Below are 17,403 nucleotides of genomic sequence, written 5' to 3'. Positions count from 1 at the left end.
TTGCGCCGTAGGCTTGTCATGAGAGCTCGGAGCACGGATCCGGGCCGGAACGCGAACCCTACCGGGAACGCTCGATCATTCAATCAAGGAGTTCCACATCATGGCTCAACCCAAAATCGTCACCGTAACCGGTGCCGCTGGAAACATTGGATACGCGCTGCTTTTCCGCATCGCATCAGGCGCAATTTTCGGACCCGACGTTCCAGTCAAGCTTCATCTGCTGGAGATCCCTCAGGCTGTCAAGGCAGCTGAAGGCACAGCCATGGAGCTCGACGACTGCGCATTCCCGCTGCTGGCCGGCGTCGACATTTTCGATGACGCCACCAAGGCATTCGAGGGAACCAGCGTTGGCCTGCTCGTGGGTGCACGCCCGCGTTCGAAGGGCATGGAGCGCGCTGACCTGCTTGAAGCCAATGCCGGAATCTTCGGACCTCAGGGTGCCGCAATCAACGCTGGCGCAGCCGATGATGTGCGCGTCCTGGTCGTGGGCAACCCCGCCAACACGAACGCCGTGATCGCAGCCAACGCTGCGCCCGATGTGCCAGCCGACCGCTTCACCTCCATGATGCGTCTGGATCACAACCGCGCCATCAGCCAACTGGCCCACAAGACCGGTGCAGCTGTCAGCGACATCAAGAACATTGTTGTGTGGGGCAACCACTCGGCCGACCAGTACCCGGATGTCTCCTACGCCACCGTTGACGGAAAGCCGGCCACCGACCTGGTTGACGAAAAGTGGCTCGACGAGGAATTCCGCCCTGTCGTTGCCAAACGTGGCGCCGCCATCATCGCCGCACGTGGCGCGTCCTCAGCGGCATCGGCAGCCAACGCCGCAATCGACCACATGCACACCTGGATCCACGGCACGCCCGAAGGTGAATGGGTCACCGCTGGTGTCCATTCAGATGGCTCGCACTACGACGTTCCTGAAGGCTTCTCCTTCGGCTTCCCGGTGCGCGCAGTGAACGGCGAATACCAGATCGTTGAAGGCCTCGAAATCTCCGAAGCCACCCGCGCCGGCATCGACCACAACATCAAGGCTCTGCAGGAAGAATACGACGCAGTGAAAGCCCTCGGCTTCATCAAGTAGTTCTCGCCAGCAGGACAGTCCAGAAGAACGCTGGAACGCCCTCCCTGACTTGCTCCACGAGCAATAATCAGGAGGCGCATCCAGCGTTCTTTTTGTGCTGTGACTGGCATACTTGAATATGGGTGCGCCATCCCTGTTTTCAGAGATAGAGTTTGTTATCACTTCAACGATGCAGTGTGGAAACAATATCGAAAGGATTCAAATGATTGGGTTCCTCATAGCGACTGCCACGACCGTGGTTGTGGCGTATCTGATTTTTCACCGTTATCATCCGCAGACCGTCCTGATTTTTTCCGGTCTATTTATGCTGCTTTGCGCTATTCCACTGTCAATGAAACCATTGATGGATGAAGACCAGACCACTGGCTCGGCGTTCCTGGATGTCTTCGACCAGATCACTCAGACGTTCGGGAATCTAGGTGCCAAGCTCGGTCTGATCATCATGGCGGTCGGCGGTTTCTCGCTGGTCATGGACCGAGTCGGTGCATCATCAGCACTGGTCGCCATCGCAACCAAACCGCTCCAGAAGATCAACAAGCCCTACGTTGTTCTTGCCTCCACCTACATCCTGGCTCAGACACTGTGCTTGATCATTCCATCGGCAGCTGGCCTGGCGATGCTGCTGATGGTGACCGTCTATCCGCTCCTGCGATCCCTGGGAATCTCGAAACTGTCTGCCACGGGCGTTATCGCGACCGGCAGCTGTCTGGACCTTGGCCCTGCTTCCTCAAACGCCAATATGGCGGCCCAGACGTCCGGCATGACCGTCCAGGAATATTTTATTCAGTACCAGCTGCCCGTCGCACTGGTGGTCGTCGCATCGGTGTTCATCCTCCATTACTTCGTCCAGCAGTACTTCGACCGCAAGGCCGGAACTACTCCCGACAAAGCAGACTGGGATGAAATCAAGGCTGAGCTCGCAGGTATTAAAAGGTCCTCGGGCGGAAAGTCGGCCCTGGCACAACGCGCTGCAAATGGTGGGTCCGACACCGCCGCCAAGACCAAGGCGGACACCAAGGAAGCTGAACGTGTCGACAAGCCGACCCCGAAGGCATACGCGCTCCTTCCATTTACGCCACTGGTCCTGCTCATTGTTTTCTCGCCTTTCGTGATTACCAGCATCAAAATGAACGTGGCAACTGCCATGATTATTTCCGGAATGCTCGCCGTTATTTGCGAAATGATTCGCTACCGTTCATTCCAACGCGGCGCGGACGCTTTCTCCGTTTTCTTCGAGGGCATGGGTCGCCAATTCGTCAACATCGTGACACTCATTGTCGGCGGCCAGATGTTTGCTGCCGGTTTAACCCAGCTCGGGTTTATTTCGTTCATTATTGATGGCGCCGAGCGATTCAATATGGGGGCAATTCCGATCACCATCATCATGACGTTGGTGATCTTCCTGTCAGCGGTCCTGATGGGCTCCGGCAACGCACCGTGGTTCGCGTTCTCAGAACTTATCCCCGACATTGCCAAACCCCTGGGCGTTGACACCGTGTTCCTGGCTCAGCCAATGGAACTGGCATCAGGCATCGGTCGCTCCATGTCGCCTATCGCAGGCGTCGTGATTGCAGTTGCCGGACTTGGTGATGTCAGCCCGGTCGACCTCGTCAAACGAACAATCCCCGTCATGATCCCCGCTTACGTGATCATGGTCACCTCGTCGATCGTGTGGGATTACCTGCTTCGAGCCCTCATTTAAGGAGGAAACATGGCACTTTTACCAATGCAGATCGCTGAAACACTCACATCGAATGTCGACGCCATGACCGATGACCTGGTCCAGTGGCGCCGCGACTTCCACGCACATCCTGAACTCGGATTCCTCGAGTACCGCACCACGTCGATCATCGTCCAGCATCTGCGCGAGTGGGGCTATGAGGTCCTGCAGGGAAAGGACGCGTGCCTGTCTGAGGAGCGAATGGGACTGCCCAGCTCCGAAGAAGATGAGGCCGCAATCGCCCGCGCGATTGACGAGGGTGCCGACGCCGACTTTGTTCACTCGATTGCCGGAGGACACACGGGTACTGTGGCAATTCTCCGCAATGGGGACGGCCCCACTGTCGGCATGCGCTTCGACATTGACGCGCTGCCGCTGCAGGAATCTTCAGAAAAGGGGTACTACCCGGCGGATGAGGGTTTTAACTCCATTCACGCCTCCATCATGCATGCGTGTGGACACGACGCTCACATCACGATGGGGCTGGGTGTTGCCCGCACAATGGCACAGATGAAGGACTCCTGGTCAGGAACGCTGAAGATTTTGTTCCAGCCCGCTGAAGAAGGCGTTCGCGGAGCGAAATCGATGGTGGCCGCCGGCCATGTCGATGACGTCGACGTCATGTTCGCGCAACACGTGTGGCCACACGACTTCGAAGAATCCGACTACGCGCCCGGATCCGGCGGGGCTCTGGCCACCACGAAGTACGACGTGAATCTGAAAGGACTGGCAGCTCACGCTTCAGGCGCGCCGCAAAAAGGCAAGAACACCATTCTCGCCGCGTGCACCGCAGTGTTGAACCTGTATGCGATTTCGCGCCACTCAGAAGGGGCGACCCGCGTGAGTGTCGGCAAGATCGTTGCCGGCGATACCCGCAATATTGTCGCAGATCATACACACTTTGAGATGGAAGTTCGCGGTTCAACGACCGAGATCAACGAGTACATGGAGCACCGAGCCCGCACCGTGATCGAAGCGGCTGCACAGATGTATGAGTGCGACTACGAGATCGTGCGCATGGGAGAGGCCATCTCCCTGGATTCCGATCCGGACCTGATGGACCGAATCGCTGAAGCTGGCGAGTTGGTGGGCGTACGCGCCAATGACCCGAAGTGGGTGGAAATGACCGCTTCCGAAGACTACGCATTCATGATGAAGCGAGTCCAGGACAACGGCGGAAAGGCCTCATTGCTGCTGATCTTCACTCCGTCGAAGGGCGGCCTGCACTCCGTCGAGTTCACGGTGGATGAAGCTGTCCTGCCCAAAGGAGTGCGCGTCATCAGCGCAGCCGCCATCGCGGAAATGCCAGCCGCACACTGACCGAGTTCACATCGTTATGGCGCCGAGTGGTCGCATGCATGCGACCACTCGGCGCACACCACGTATCAGAAGCGGTGGACTGGATTAGGCCGGAGTGCCTGTGAATCATTACCCTTAGGACTATGGAACATGATTCGACAGTGCCCCCCTCGACAATCGACAAGCTTGTCATTACTCTTTCCTGCCCGGACCAGCCAGGAATTGTTCACGCGGCCTCCGGCATCATGAGCGACATCGGTGGCAACATCATTCAGTCGCAGCAATTCGGTGACCCGGATACCGGCCTGTTCTTCATGCGAATGGAAGCTGAATCACCTGTCGGTCGAGGTCCTGTCGAAGAAGGCCTGACACGAATCGCCGACAAGTTCAACGCCACCTGGCGCGTCGACCAGTTGGGGCGACCGCTTCGCACCGTCATTATGGTTTCGCGCGAAGGGCACTGTCTCACGGACCTGCTCTATCGGCAGCGCTCTCAAGGTCTGCCTATCGAAGTGGTTGCAGTTGTCGGTAACCACCCTGACCTCGCGCCGGTCGCACAGTTCTACGGCGTCCCCTTTCTCAGTATTCCGGTCACCAAGGATTCAAAAGTGCGCGCCGAGGCAGAACTTCTTGACCTCATCAAGTCCGAGCAGGTTGAATTGGTCGTCCTGGCCCGCTATATGCAGATCCTGTCTGATTCGGTATGCCGTGAAATGGCCGGACGCGTCATCAATATTCACCACTCATTCCTGCCTTCGTTCAAAGGCGCGCGCCCATACGCCCAGGCTCACGAACGCGGCGTCAAACTCATCGGCGCAACCGCGCACTACGTTACAGCCGACCTGGACGAAGGGCCGATCATCGAGCAGGACGTCACGCGAGTCACGCACGCCGATTCCACCCGCGACATGGTGGAGCTGGGGCAGGATGTTGAACGCCGAGTCCTCGCGCAGGCAGTGCGTTGGCATGCTGAACGCCGTGTCCTGATGAACGGCAACCGAACCGTCGTATTCTCCCGCTAGTGTCCGCACTGGCGGTTTCCGCAGCGGAACACAGTTGATAAGATGAATCTGTCGCAACTGGCGAACAGGTGGGATGACCACCGGGGAGCGAAATAGGGTTGTCGCGGTCGCCCGCCTGGGCCACGCAACCGAGCGAGGAACGGCTGGGGCCATCCTCGCCAATAGTGAAAGCCAGACAAGCGAATTGAAAACTGGAGCAGCAATGAGTGATTCTCTCAACTCCCATACGTTGGCCGAACTCGATCCTGACATCGCAAAGGTGCTGGATGATGAGCTGAACCGTCAACGCGCCACCCTTGAAATGATCGCGTCGGAAAACTTTGTCCCGCGTGCAGTCCTGCAGGCTCAGGGATCAGTTCTGACCAACAAGTACGCCGAAGGATACCCGGGACGCCGCTACTACGGCGGGTGCGAGGCAGTGGACGTTGCTGAAAGTCTCGCAATTGAACGCGCCAAGAAAGTGTTCGGTGCCGATTTCGTCAACGTGCAGCCACACTCAGGCGCGCAGGCCAATGCCGCCGCGCTCATGGCGATGGCAAAACCGGGGGACACGATTTTGGGTCTGTCCTTGGCTCACGGCGGCCACCTGACACACGGAATGCGCATCAACTTTTCCGGCAAGATGTACCACGCCACCGCATACGAAGTTGACCGCACAACAATGCGTATCGAGCCTGACCAGGTGCGTGAAGTGGCGCTGCGTGAGCGTCCCCGTGTGATCATTGCCGGCTGGTCGGCCTATCCTCGTCACCTTGACTTTGCTGCTTTCCGCAGCATTGCCGACGAGGTTGGCGCTGCGCTGTGGGTTGACATGGCGCACTTTGCCGGCCTCGTTGCAGCCGGACTGCACCCAAGCCCACTGCCCCACGCCGACGTGGTGACCACGACGGTCCACAAGACACTGGGGGGTCCCCGCTCCGGCATGATCCTGTCCGCGCGCGGCGAGCAGTGGGGCAAGAAGCTGAATTCTGCTGTGTTCCCAGGTCAGCAGGGTGGCCCGCTGATGCATGTGGTGGCTGCCAAGGCCGTAGCAATGAAAGTGGCTCAGACCCCGGAGTTCAAGGACCGCCAGGTCAGAACTCTTGCTGGCGCGCAGAAACTTGCAGAGCGTCTGGGACGCGACGATGCGAAGAAGGTCGGCATCAAGCTGGTCACCGGCGGCACCGATGTGCACCTGGTGCTCGTTGACCTGGTTGATTCAACTCTTGACGGCAAGCAGGCTGAGGATCTGCTGCACGAAGTCGGCATCACGGTCAATCGCAATGCTGTGCCGTTTGACCCGCGCCCACCGGCAGTCACATCCGGTCTGCGTATCGGAACGCCGGCGCTGGCTACGCGCGGTTTTGGTGATGAGGAGTTCACCGAAGTTGCCGACATCATCGCGACCGCACTGGTTCAGGCGGCCTCCAAGGAGACAGTGGATATGGAGGGTCTGCAGGCGCGCGTGCGTGCACTGACTGATGCCTTCCCGTTGTACGACGGGCTGCAGCAGTGAGAGCGCCGTGGGAAGGTGCCGCACAGGTACTGGATGGGAAAGCCACCGCTGCTGCTATAAAGGGCGAGCTTGCTGAGCGCATCTCACGTCTGCGTGAAGCCGGTGTTCATGCAGGACTGGGAACAATCCTGGTGGGTGAAGATCCCGGGTCAGTGACCTATGTTGCCGGCAAACACCGTGACTGTGCGGAGGTTGGCCTCGAGTCGATTCGCATTGACTTGCCCGAGTCGGCCTCTCAGGCTGATATCGAGCAGGCTGTCGACCAGCTCAACGCTGATCCTGCCTGCACGGGTTTCATTGTGCAGCTTCCGCTACCCGCCGGGGTCGATTCCCAGGCCGTGTTGGAGCGCATCGATCCGGATAAGGACGCTGACGGCCTGCATCCGATGAACCTGGGCCGCCTGGTACTGCGCGCGGCGGGTGACATCACCTCGCCCCTTCCGTGTACGCCGCGCGCCGTCATTGAGCTGTTGGAACGCTACGGCGTGGAACTCAACGGCGCGGATGTGTGCGTAGTTGGCAGGGGAGTGACCGTCGGCCGTTCGATCGGATTGCTGCTGACGCGTAAGAACATCAACGCGACCGTGACGCTGTGCCATACGGGCACGCTCAACCTCGCTGAACAGGTACGCAATGCTGACGTGGTTGTGGCTGCGGCTGGCTCGCCGGGACTGATCACCGCTGACATGGTGCGTGAAGGTGCGGCGGTGCTGGATGTGGGCGTTTCGCGCGTGACGGAAGCTGATGGCCGTGCGCGGCTGCATGGCGATGTGGCCGACGGAGTTGATCGTGTTGCGGCATGGCTGTCACCGAATCCCGGTGGCGTCGGGCCGATGACCCGTGCCCTCCTGTTGGCGAACGTGGTCGAAATGGCTGAGCGAAAGGCGGGATTCTCCGCTCAGGTGTAAATGCGCAGGTGTGAGCTTAGTGCCTTAACTGTTCATGTTCGCGGTGCTGGGGACTTTCCAACTGGAACGTGGAATGCGTGATCGTGACGGGAAAGTGTTCCTGTACGCAGCTGGCGAGTGTGTGCAAAATGTCGGATCGCTCGTGCTCGTTCAACTCGGGTTGGACGGTGACGTGAGCCGTCAGGGCTATCACTCCTGTCGCAATGGTCGAGGCATGCAGGTCATGCACGTCTTCGACTCCTTGAACATGGAGCATATGCTCACGCACCGTTGTCAGTTCCAGGCCGGGTGGTGTTTCCTCCATCAGGATCGCCACCGAGCGGCGTAAAAGCGTGATCGCCCTCGGAGCCATCATGCACGCGATGAGCAGTGAAGCAAGGGCATCCGCTTGGAGCCATCCGCTGAAATGGGCGACGACCGCGCCGATGATGACCGCGACCGACCCTAACGCGTCGGTGGCAACCTCGAGGAATGCTGCGCGCATGTTCAGCGAGGCACTGCGGCCCCCCATCAGCACGAGTAGGGAAGCGACGTTTGCAGCCAGGCCGAGGATACCGACGATCAGCATGATGCGGGTGTCGAGTTGCTCGGGGTTCATGAAGCGTCCGATGGCTTCATATGCGATTATCACGCAGATCACGACGAGCATACCTGCCTGCAGTGCCGCTGCGACCACTTCGGATCGTGCCAGGCCCCACGTGAATCTGTCGGTGCGCGGGCGCAGTGACAGGTGAGCCGCAATCAGCGCGATCACCAGCCCGATGGAGTCCACCGCCATGTGGCCGGCATCTGCAAAAAGTGCGAGTGATCCTGAAAGTGCGCCGCCGATTGTCTCGATGAGGAGGACAGTTGCCGTAATGGACAAGGCTGCAATCAGACGCCCTCGGGAACTAGCAGCATGCGAGTGCGAATGTGAATGCGAGTGGTCGCTTGCAAGCGACTTCTCGGCGGATGTGGGCCTGCTGTGGGGTGATGATTGCTCCGACTCCTCGCAGCAATCGCGATGCTCGACATCGGGCGACATGGCGTCCTTTCGCTAGGTGACAACGAAAATCAATACCCCAAGGGGGTATCCTTGGTTGGCTATAGAGTAGCCATTTCTCGCTGCCTTGCCAAGTCCGTGATGTCGAGTGGTCGCTTGCAAGCGACCACTCGGTGAAGTTTCGGGCACAATAGAGGCATGCTGAACGTCACGACTGTCAACCTCAACGGGATCCGCGCTGCCGCTAAACGAGGACTGAACGACTGGTTGAACCGCCAGCACCCCGACGTCCTCCTGATGCAGGAGGTGCGCGCGCCGGAAGAAGTGACGCGTGAGATTCTGGGGTCGCAGTGGCATGTTGTGGCCGTGCCATCGCGGGCGAAAGGGCGTGCGGGCGTAGCAGTCGCTGTCCCGATTGAGAACGAGGCGCTGATCGGAGACGTGCGGACAACGCTGGACGACCAGGAAAGTGATGTGGATTCGGGTCGCTGGCTGGAAGTAGACCTTGAATTTGCCACTCCACTGACGCTTGTGTCGGCGTATTTCCATTCGGGCGAGAAGGATACACCGAAGCAGGATGCCAAGATGGCGCACCTGCCGAGGGTGTCAGCGCGCATGAGCGAACTGTTGAAAGCTGCGAATTCGGCGAAGGGGCGTCAAGCTCTCGTTGCGGGAGATTTCAACATCGTTCGCTCCGAATTGGACATCAAGAACTGGAAGCCGAACCACAACAAGCGTGCCGGAGTGCTCGACGAGGAAATTGCCTTTGTGTCGTCATGGGCCGAGGGTGGCTGGTGCGACACCGTCCGCGAGCTTGCGGGGGATGTCCAAGGCCCATACACGTGGTGGTCGTGGCGAGGCAAAGCATTCGATAATGACGCCGGGTGGCGCATTGATTATCAGTTTGTGACGCCGGATCTGGCGCAAAAGGCACGGTCCTTTTCGATTGATCGCGCCGCCTCTTACGATGCGCGCATGTCAGACCATGCCGCTTTGACCGTGTCGTATGAGTTCGATTAATTGCAATCACACCCGTTGAAGAACAGCAGTGTGTGCGAGCCAGATCTCCTGAAAAAATAGGCTCTTTCCGATCTGACGACGCTCGCCAGTCTTCTACCTCATGACCCTGGATCGCCCGCACGATACTGCTGAGTTTCAAACGTTCACGTGTGGTGCGTTGCTAGTTTTGCTGAATAGTGTTGCGTTGCTTGTGCTGTTCGTTTGCGACTGTTCTTCCTGTTTAGTGTCCGTGGGTTTTTTCGGCGTGGTCGGTGAGGACTTGGTGGGGTTTGGTTAACAGGAATGGGGCGCTGGTTTCTCTTGTGCTTGTAATGCTAGGGATGGTGTGCGTGGTGCCGGTGAACGGGTTGGTTAGTGTGACGTCCCACGTGGTGGTCAGTGTGACGGTTTGGTGGGGTGATTCGTTTTGCCATGAGTGTGTGTGCACCATGTTGGGGTAGGGGTTTCCTGGGGTGGTGGTGACCAGTGGTGGGGTGTGGTCGTTGAAGTCGAATGTGTAGGTGGAGGCGTGAAGGGTGAGGGTGACGGTGTGGTTGAAGACGGTGAGGGTGTGGGTTTGGGTGGGGGTGGCGGCGTAGATGTTGGAGGGCACTTCGGTGAAGGCGTGTTGGTGTGGTTGGATGGTCAGGCCTGCGCCGCGTAGGGTGATGGTGTTTAGGGCTGTGCGCACGATGGTGTCGGTTGACGGAGTGGCGGGCTGGTCTGGTTCTTTTCCTTCAGGTTTTTCTGTTGGTGGTGGGGTGCATTTGTCTGCTGGTGTGGCGCCGGCTGTGCCGGTGCCGATCTTGCAGCGCACCTGCCAGCCCGGTACACGAAACCCACCAACCGGCCCCTCAACAACCTCAACCACACCACCTTGGCTAACACTAGAAGTTCCAAGGTTGTATGCAGTGCCTTCGGATCCCGATGTTGAGACAGTCTGTTTGATGGAAACCTCAACTTGTAGCTCGCCTTCTGAAGCACTAGTTGCGGCGGTGCTGAAGTTTCCTTCGTCCGGGTCGCCTGCGAATTCCGATGGGAGGCTCAAAGCGAGAGATAAACAAAGTAAAGAGATTGCCGCAAAACGCATATTTTTAGTCCTCTCTTTCTTTCGCAAAGAACCTATTTACAGTGAACTCAGAATTGGCCTGACGGAGGTCAAGTTGGATGAGCACTCTTTCCTCTTCAAACGAAGTCAGTTCTCCATCTAAGTACACGACATAGGGAGCGGAAGTTGCCAGAAATTCGACGAGATATAGATCCGACTCTTCTGGATACAGCTCCACTGAATTGAATGAATCGATTTTGAATCTCATACTGTCGACCCAGTCGGTATTGCTATCTAAGTTTTCGATCTTTCTGACATATGATTGGCAGACTTTGCATTCTGGGCTGCTGACTTTTTTGAGGGTGGTGGTGTTGCCGGTGTTGATGGAGTATGCGAGGAGGTTGAGGTAGTACTCGGCGAAGTAGCGTGCCCCGAACGCGTCCATGTTGGTGGCAGCACTGGGTAGTTGTGGTTCGTGTGGTTCCACCCAGTCCACGGGCCTGCCGAGCTTCCCGTTGGGTAAAATCGGGTACTCACCGGACATGGGTATGCTTTGCGCCGCTTCGTGTGACCCGCTGTGGGATTGAGGGCTTTGAGCGCTGCCACTCTGGTTCCCGCCTTCCCCGTGGTTGCATGCAGCCAGAGTGAGCAAGCCAGCCAATACTGGAACCAGCAGCGTGCCGCGTCGTGATCGTCGTGTCATGTGCACCACACTACGGAACAGTACTGCTGCCCGTACAGCCCCAATTCATAATTGTGGACCAAACTCTTTCTGCACCCACCTGTCGATCTGGAAGCCTCTCACTGGATTCATCACGGCTCTACCTCCCGTGAGGTTACTCCTGACCAGTGCAAACGCCTCGTCCGTGTAAGCGGTTAGCAGCAGAACCCTCTTCAGATCGACAGACGGGGAAAGAGGGGAGGACAAGCATGCGGGAACAAGAATTCCCACAATGTGGGAAGACGCTGTATGCGCACGCGCACCCCCACACGAAACCCTTCAGCCCACAAGAAAGCGCAAGCTTGAGCCATCCCCGCAAAGCACGACCCCTGTCTACCCTCGACAATCACACGAGCGACGATCACACGAGGCCCCGGGCATGTTCCCCCAGGTTCGAACTCGACACACATCCACAGCCCAAAGGACCCGCACTGACCCCACTGGCCAAGCATTCCCACAGGTCACAAGCCCACCCACCCAACCACACGCACCACCCACAGCCATACAACGAACCCACCACCACGCCAAATCGAACCTCGGGGACGAAAAGAGGAAAGGCGTATCTCTCATCTCGCACTCGAGACAAAGAGCGAGGCACTCATGCCTCCGCGAAAGGCGTTACAAGAGGGGGAGGACACCTACCCCCCACGCACGGTGACACGAGGGCCAGTCTTCAGCCACGACAACACAAGGCACGAGGAGAGCGGGCATTCCCCACGCGCGGGGCTTGAACGACCGGCTCAGGCTCCAAGCTCAACGTGCAGCAGGGACATCCCCGCGCGGGGCTTGAAACTACTGCTACTTGTCGGCGCGGTCGATAACCTCGGACGTACCTGACATGTCGGTGTTCTGAGCGGAATCCTTGCTTGACGTGCTCTCAGCATTGTCAGGAGCAGTGCCGGCAGCCTCGCGCTCCTGGAGCAGCCGTTCGCCCAGAGCCAGAGCATCACGCCGATTCTCATCCTCGTGACGCTTATCCGCATCGTCTTTCAGTGCGTCAACTTGTTCGCGCGCATCGGCCTGACGACGCTTCTCCTCTTTTTCGCGCTTGGCGTCCTCGACGTTCCACGGAGTTTTTTCACCGCGAGCTTCACGTTCGTCAGCCAGATTCTCTCCACGTTTCATTGCCTGATGGAAGTTCATACGAGCCTGCTTCTCCTTACGGTGTTCAGAAATTTCTTCCGGCGACATGCTGGCTAGAGCCGCCAATTCGCCCTCGCTGAATGAGGGGTGGTATGAGGCGTCAATGGCTAGCGGAGCATCGGAAAGCTTGGGGGGATCGGGGGTCGGTTCGACCTCTCCGGTCACAGCGTGGTGTGGCCACTCCAAAGTACGAGGGACACCCAGCGTGACATAGTTCGGCGTCTCATTGAAGTGAATCAGAGAGGACTTATCGGTCGGCGGGATTGCAGGCGGATTCGCAACCCACGCACTGATCTGCAAAATGACACGCATCTGCAGGTTAATCCACAAAATGAGCGTGACCAGCGTCGTCGCAGTGGTCAACACTGCGCCCGACACGGCGCCAACAGCGGACGTTCCCAAGAAGCGCAGCACCCCGGCGGCGAGGGCAGCCAATGCGGCACCCCACATGAGGTCGCGTCGAGGTGGATGAACGAGCGCCACGATTCGAATCAGAACAATGAACACGCCGAAATCAACCGCAAAACCGACCAGCAGGCTCGCAATGTTCAATGCAATTTTACCGAAACCGGCGTCGATTCCCAGAGTCGAGAAAATCCAATCGCCGAACACTCGCAGAGCTACGGAGGAAACGGCGCTCACCAGCACTCCCACGCCCAGGCAGAGAGCGCCGAGCAGGTTACGCGGCATCGACTTGTAGATGGGAACCGGGGCACTCACCAGCCCAAACATCGAACGAATCGCCATGCCCAGCGACCCCACAACCGACAGAGCGGACCACACCAAGCCGACGAAGGCAACGATCGACGTGATTGACATTGCGGTGGAGACCTGCAGACTGTCGGGGTTGACCAGCCCGCCGTTCGTGCCGTCATCGATGACGCCCGGCATCGCATTGTTGACACCGTTGATGACAGCCTCTTTGAGCTCCGCGTTATTTCCCAGCACCGCCATGAAGATGGTCCAGCCAACGACCAGTGCTGCGGACAGCGACAGGAGCGTTGTCAGCGCCATACCGCCTGACAACAAGCCACCGGAACGCTTACTGTATCGCGCCAATGCTCGTGCCAGGCGCGTCCGGTTCCACCACTGAATCAGTGCCTTGATCTTGTCGACCAGACCCGGAGTAGCGAGGGTCTCGCGCAATCCCGGGCCGCGCAGATGCGAGGCGCGCTTGGTTTCGTCGGAATATGTGCCGGCCAGTTCGGCTGAATGATAACCGGGAGCATTCGGAGATGGCTCATCACGATAGGTCAGATCCGATTCGCGCACGGTGTCCGTGAACGTTCCGGGTACTGAGCGCGGGCTCGGCGGCGCAACGGTGGATCCCACGTTGGTAGCCGACAAATCGTGTTGAGTATCGTTCGTGCTTGCCGTCATATTCATAATCTACGGTGTTGACGCGGCGCGCGCTCGCTATGCATAGGCAGAATTTGCTCAACAGGGGACGGCCGTCTCCCCTCGTCGATCACGAAAATTGACGAGGGAGGCTGCCGCATCCGCGTTCCTACTTCGTTTCGAAATCGAAAAGGGCGAGCGAGGAATACATGCCAGTGGGGTCCACGCGGTCCAGGCGAAATCCTGGAACCATCCAAGAGGCCTCGAAATCTGCGGCGACGTCGAGAGCCAGGTCAATGGCTGGGTCATCAACATCCTGAGCTAGTGTGACGTGAGGGTGGTAGGGGAATCGAAGGGTGTAGTCAAGTGGGCCGGTGCGCACATCGTCTGCAAGGCTGCGGCACTCATCCATGCCTTGCGTCACAGTCAGGAACGCCACCTGGGACAGAGGGCGGAACGTGTCAGTACCTTTAATGGTGATGCGGAACGGCTGGCGGCGTTGCGCGACGGAGCGGAGGTGGCGAATGATTCGGGTGCGATCTTCCACCGGCACGGCAATCGGTGGCATGACGGTGATGTGGGCGGGGACACGAGAGCCGTTGACGTCACCCAGCCCGAGACGCAACTCTGTCAGTTCGCTGACCCAAGGCTCCGGAATGGCGATGACTGCTCCCATCCATTCCTGGCCGTCAAGGCGCGGAGGCAGGAACATGGATCACCGCCATTTCTGCAATGAGGTAGCTGCGTGGCGAAGCGACCAGGGTGCCGCTGCGCGACTGACCTTTTAAGAGTACATGGGATGGCGCGGCTGTGAGATGAAGGTGGTGCGGCTGTGAGGTGAAGGTCGCAACGCAGGTAGATGCCATGACCTAGGTCACGAGCCGTCCCCGTGGTGGTGACAAACCTCTATGGCAACGTAAACTTATGACGTGGCCTGCCTGTGGGGACACGGACGGGGCACCGAGAAATGAACGTCTCTCAAGAACTTCGTTGACAACGTGGAAGGACACACAGCGATGAGTGCTCAGGTGCGCAAAACTGCCACCAAACTTGCCGATGGGCGAGACCTCTTTTATTTCGACGATTCCCCCGAATATGTATCAGGACAGCGCACTCGTCGCCTCGATGACCCGCGGCCCTTGCCGGATCGTTTCGCACCGATTGAAGGGGAGGACGGGACCGTTCATCCCGTGACCGGACCTCAGATGCGCAAAGACCCGCTGACCGGGGACTGGATCCCGATGGCGACCCACCGCATGAACCGTACATTCCTTCCGCCAGCAGACGCGAACCCGCTGGCGCCGGCACGACCGGGCGCCGAATACTCCGACGGGGAGATACCCGACACAGACTACGACGTCGTCGTCTTCGAAAACCGCTTCCCCTCCCTCATGGCAACCCCAGAACAGGCGCAGGAAATCGCAGCAGCTGACGGTGTGATCCCCGTGAACGGTCTCGACGGTGATGACCTGTACCGCAGGGCGCCAGCCGCGGGACGATGCGAAGTCATTTGCTTCACCCCGAACCTTGAAGACTCACTGGCCACCGTCTCCCATGAGCGCATGCGCACCGTGATCGAAGCGTGGGCGGACCGTACCCGCGAACTGTCAGCAATGCCCGGCATCAAACAGGTTTTCTGCTTTGAAAACCACGGCAAGGAAATTGGCGTCACACTCTCGCACCCACACGGCCAGATCTACGCCTACCCCTATCTGACGCCCCGCACCCGCCAAATGCTGACTCAGGCTCAGGCCCACCGCGAAGCGACTGGTCGCAACCTGTTCGACGATATCGTGGACACCGAGCTGCGCAGTGCACGCCGTATCCTCGATCAAAGCGAACACTGGGTGCTGTTCACCCCCGGAGCCGCGCGCTGGCCCGTCGAAGCTCACCTCGTCCCACGTCGCCACGTACGCGACATTGCGCATCTGACCGAGGAAGAACGTGAAGAACTGGCTGACCTCTACCTGCATTTGCTACAGGCAGGTAATCGCTTCTTCGTCAACCCGGACGGTTCGGCCATCGAGCTGCCGTACATCGCGGCCTGGCATCAGGCGCCAATCGGACCTGAAGGCGACGAACTGCGCCTGCACCTGGAGTTCTTCTCATTCCTGCGCGCGCCGGGCAAACTGAAGTACCTGGCTGGTTCGGAATCAGGTATGGGTGCGTGGATTTCCGACACGTCTCCCGAAAAGATCGCTGACCGTTTCAAGGAGGTGTGGTGATATGACCACCCCACACACACCCGAGCAGGCTGACTCCATGCACGAGGGCGGCTCAGCCAAGACAGAGGACCTCACGTTCAACGACCCCTTGACATTTGACGAGGGGGCCCTCGCCGCGCGCACCCTGTTCCGCGAAACATTCAACGCAGATGCGGATGGCGTGTGGCACGCACCTGGCCGTGTCAACATCATCGGTGAGCACGTGGATTACAACGGTGGCATCTGTCTGCCGATCGCGCTGCCACACCGTGCATTTATCGCTGCCACACCGCGATCTGACCGCCACGTACGCCTCGTGTCTCCGCAGACGCGCGACCATATCGACGAGTTCGACCTCGACACCGTTGACCGGCGCGGGACTGACGGCGAAGTATCCGGCTGGGCTGCGTACCTTGTGGGCGTGGCATGGGCCCTGGAGCAGGCCGGCTTTGGGCCGCTGCGCGGCTTCGATGCGGCGCTGCATTCCTGTGTGCCTCTGGGTGCAGGACTGTCGTCTTCTGCCGCTTTGGAATGCGCGATGGCCGTGGCGATCAACGACATGGAAGACCTCAACCTGCTCGGTGGTGACGATGATGATGCGGGCCGCGCACTCCTGGTGGATGCCGCACGGCGCGCTGAAAACGACATTGCGGGCGCCAATACAGGCGGGCTGGATCAGTCTGCATCGATGCGCTGCACGAAGGGACACGCACTGGAGCTTGACTGCCGCGATATGTCCGTGCGGTCGATCCCATTTGACCTGGCTCACGACCACCTGGCACTCCTGGTGATCGACACGCGCGCCGTGCATTCGCATGTAACCGGCGAATACGCCCAGCGCCGACAGGCCTGCGAAGAGGCCGCAGGCATCCTTGGTGTCGATCTGCTGGCCGACATCGACGATGAACAAGCGGCATTGGATCAGCTGCCTGGCGAGGTGATGCGCGCTCGCGTGCGTCACGTTCTGACGGAGATTGATCGCACACGCACGTTCATTGACGAGCTGGCTTCCGGCTCGCTCGTCGGTGAGCGGCTGGATCGCTGCGCCGCGCTCTTGGACGCGTCCCATGACTCGCTGCGTGATGACTATGAGGTGACCTGTCCGGAACTGGATGTGGCCGTCGATGCGGCGCGAGCCAGTGGAGCACATGGCGCACGCATGACAGGTGGCGGTTTCGGCGGCTCGGCGATCGCCCTCGTCGATGAGTCTGCTGCGCGAGACGTGGCCCGGGCTGTCGCTGATGCCTTTGCTGAGCACGGCTTCGAAGCGCCGCAGTTCCTGATCGCTACGCCTGAAGAACCTGCAGGAAAAGTCGCTGAGTAACGTGGCGCGTCACAGGGGTCGTCAGTACCTCGATCAGTGGCTGAAATACCGCGGCGGCCCTTGTGGTGGCGAATCGTCGACAGATGTGACATTCGACCAGCCGTGGCAGC

General features: G+C 59.1%; 14 protein-coding genes and 1 riboswitch. Of the genes, 9 read left to right on the top strand and 5 right to left on the bottom strand.

All coding sequences use genetic code 11. From position 1 onward, the window contains the following. Window positions 1-100 precede the first annotated feature (100 nt). From BLT69_RS07455 to BLT69_RS07430, 6 genes are all read left to right on the top strand, one after another. Window positions 101-1,090, top strand: a complete 990-nt coding sequence (locus tag BLT69_RS07455; protein ID WP_058237102.1) for a malate dehydrogenase — start codon at window positions 101-103, stop codon at window positions 1,088-1,090. A 118-nt stretch (window positions 1,091-1,208) separates the two neighbouring features. Continuing rightward, window positions 1,209-2,792: a C4-dicarboxylate transporter DcuC gene (dcuC, locus tag BLT69_RS07450; RefSeq protein WP_092648753.1), complete on the top strand. Its 1,584-nt coding sequence runs from the start codon at window positions 1,209-1,211 to the stop codon at window positions 2,790-2,792. 9 nt (window positions 2,793-2,801) lie between these two features. Continuing rightward, the gene (locus BLT69_RS07445) at window positions 2,802-4,130 is read left to right on the top strand and encodes an amidohydrolase (RefSeq protein ID WP_257590290.1); all 1,329 of its coding nucleotides are present in this window, start codon (window positions 2,802-2,804) and stop codon (window positions 4,128-4,130) included. A 122-nt stretch (window positions 4,131-4,252) separates the two neighbouring features. Beyond that, window positions 4,253-5,131, top strand: a complete 879-nt coding sequence (gene purU, locus BLT69_RS07440; protein ID WP_092648751.1) for a formyltetrahydrofolate deformylase — start codon at window positions 4,253-4,255, stop codon at window positions 5,129-5,131. A gap of 43 nt (window positions 5,132-5,174) precedes the next feature. Beyond that, window positions 5,175-5,259, top strand: a riboswitch (ZMP/ZTP riboswitch). 74 nt (window positions 5,260-5,333) lie between these two features. Further along, window positions 5,334-6,626, top strand: coding sequence for a serine hydroxymethyltransferase (gene glyA, locus BLT69_RS07435; RefSeq protein ID WP_058237098.1), 1,293 nt, complete (start codon window positions 5,334-5,336; stop codon window positions 6,624-6,626). After that, on the top strand, window positions 6,623-7,534 hold the full coding sequence (locus BLT69_RS07430; RefSeq protein WP_092648750.1) for a bifunctional methylenetetrahydrofolate dehydrogenase/methenyltetrahydrofolate cyclohydrolase: 912 nt from the start codon (window positions 6,623-6,625) through the stop codon (window positions 7,532-7,534). The genes glyA and BLT69_RS07430 overlap by 4 nt, the downstream gene beginning before the upstream one ends. A gap of 16 nt (window positions 7,535-7,550) precedes the next feature. Here BLT69_RS07430 and BLT69_RS07425 read toward each other — a convergent pair whose 3' ends face one another. Beyond that, window positions 7,551-8,558, bottom strand: a complete 1,008-nt coding sequence (locus tag BLT69_RS07425; protein ID WP_092648749.1) for a cation diffusion facilitator family transporter — start codon at window positions 8,556-8,558, stop codon at window positions 7,551-7,553. Between the two features lie 156 nt (window positions 8,559-8,714). Between BLT69_RS07425 and BLT69_RS07420 the strand changes: the two genes are divergently transcribed. Beyond that, the gene (locus BLT69_RS07420; protein WP_058237095.1) at window positions 8,715-9,536 is read left to right on the top strand and encodes an exodeoxyribonuclease III; all 822 of its coding nucleotides are present in this window, start codon (window positions 8,715-8,717) and stop codon (window positions 9,534-9,536) included. A 220-nt stretch (window positions 9,537-9,756) separates the two neighbouring features. Here the strand turns inward: BLT69_RS07420 and BLT69_RS07415 are convergent, their stop codons facing one another. The 4 genes from BLT69_RS07415 to BLT69_RS07400 form a co-directional block, all read right to left on the bottom strand. Continuing rightward, on the bottom strand, window positions 9,757-10,386 hold the full coding sequence (locus BLT69_RS07415) for a hypothetical protein (protein WP_092648748.1): 630 nt from the start codon (window positions 10,384-10,386) through the stop codon (window positions 9,757-9,759). Between the two features lie 223 nt (window positions 10,387-10,609). After that, window positions 10,610-11,266, bottom strand: coding sequence for a DUF6318 family protein (locus BLT69_RS07410; protein WP_157886378.1), 657 nt, complete (start codon window positions 11,264-11,266; stop codon window positions 10,610-10,612). Window positions 11,267-12,082: 816 nt separating this feature from the next. After that, a complete protein-coding gene (locus tag BLT69_RS07405) occupies window positions 12,083-13,807 on the bottom strand; it encodes a YihY/virulence factor BrkB family protein (protein ID WP_157886377.1) in 1,725 nt (574 codons plus the stop codon). Between the two features lie 127 nt (window positions 13,808-13,934). After that, window positions 13,935-14,477 carry a 2'-5' RNA ligase family protein gene (locus BLT69_RS07400; RefSeq protein WP_070725743.1) on the bottom strand — a complete coding sequence of 181 codons (543 nt, stop codon included), beginning with the start codon at window positions 14,475-14,477 and terminating at the stop codon, window positions 13,935-13,937. Window positions 14,478-14,781: 304 nt separating this feature from the next. Between BLT69_RS07400 and galT the strand changes: the two genes are divergently transcribed. Together galT and galK are read left to right on the top strand one after the other, a co-directional pair. Then, window positions 14,782-15,990, top strand: a complete 1,209-nt coding sequence (gene galT, locus BLT69_RS07395; RefSeq protein WP_058237845.1) for a galactose-1-phosphate uridylyltransferase — start codon at window positions 14,782-14,784, stop codon at window positions 15,988-15,990. Window position 15,991: 1 nt separating this feature from the next. Continuing rightward, window positions 15,992-17,293 (top strand): galactokinase, encoded by a 1,302-nt coding sequence (gene galK / locus BLT69_RS07390; RefSeq protein WP_371935792.1) that lies wholly within the window; start codon window positions 15,992-15,994, stop codon window positions 17,291-17,293. The last annotated feature ends 110 nt before the right edge of the window (window positions 17,294-17,403 follow it).

The sequence above is a fragment of the Schaalia radingae genome (assembly GCF_900106055.1).
In the GTDB taxonomy this organism is placed as follows: Bacteria; Actinomycetota; Actinomycetes; order Actinomycetales; family Actinomycetaceae; genus Pauljensenia; species Pauljensenia radingae_A.
This window is presented reverse-complemented; position numbering and strand designations above follow the sequence as displayed.

Excerpts from the sequence above, each read along its gene's own strand:
- galT (WP_058237845.1), top strand. The coding sequence starts at position 14,782 with ATGAGTGCTCAGGTGCGCAAAACTGCCACCAAACTTGCCGATGGGCGA.
- purU (WP_092648751.1), top strand. The coding sequence starts at position 4,253 with ATGGAACATGATTCGACAGTGCCCCCCTCGACAATCGACAAGCTTGTC.
- dcuC (WP_092648753.1), top strand. The coding sequence starts at position 1,209 with ATGGGTGCGCCATCCCTGTTTTCAGAGATAGAGTTTGTTATCACTTCA.
- BLT69_RS07400 (WP_070725743.1), bottom strand. The coding sequence starts at position 14,477 with ATGTTCCTGCCTCCGCGCCTTGACGGCCAGGAATGGATGGGAGCAGTC.
- galK (WP_371935792.1), top strand. The coding sequence starts at position 15,992 with ATGACCACCCCACACACACCCGAGCAGGCTGACTCCATGCACGAGGGC.
- BLT69_RS07405 (WP_157886377.1), bottom strand. The coding sequence starts at position 13,807 with ATGACGGCAAGCACGAACGATACTCAACACGATTTGTCGGCTACCAAC.
- BLT69_RS07445 (WP_257590290.1), top strand. The coding sequence starts at position 2,802 with ATGGCACTTTTACCAATGCAGATCGCTGAAACACTCACATCGAATGTC.
- glyA (WP_058237098.1), top strand. The coding sequence starts at position 5,334 with ATGAGTGATTCTCTCAACTCCCATACGTTGGCCGAACTCGATCCTGAC.
- BLT69_RS07455 (WP_058237102.1), top strand. The coding sequence starts at position 101 with ATGGCTCAACCCAAAATCGTCACCGTAACCGGTGCCGCTGGAAACATT.
- BLT69_RS07420 (WP_058237095.1), top strand. The coding sequence starts at position 8,715 with ATGCTGAACGTCACGACTGTCAACCTCAACGGGATCCGCGCTGCCGCT.
- BLT69_RS07425 (WP_092648749.1), bottom strand. The coding sequence starts at position 8,558 with ATGTCGCCCGATGTCGAGCATCGCGATTGCTGCGAGGAGTCGGAGCAA.
- BLT69_RS07410 (WP_157886378.1), bottom strand. The coding sequence starts at position 11,266 with ATGACACGACGATCACGACGCGGCACGCTGCTGGTTCCAGTATTGGCT.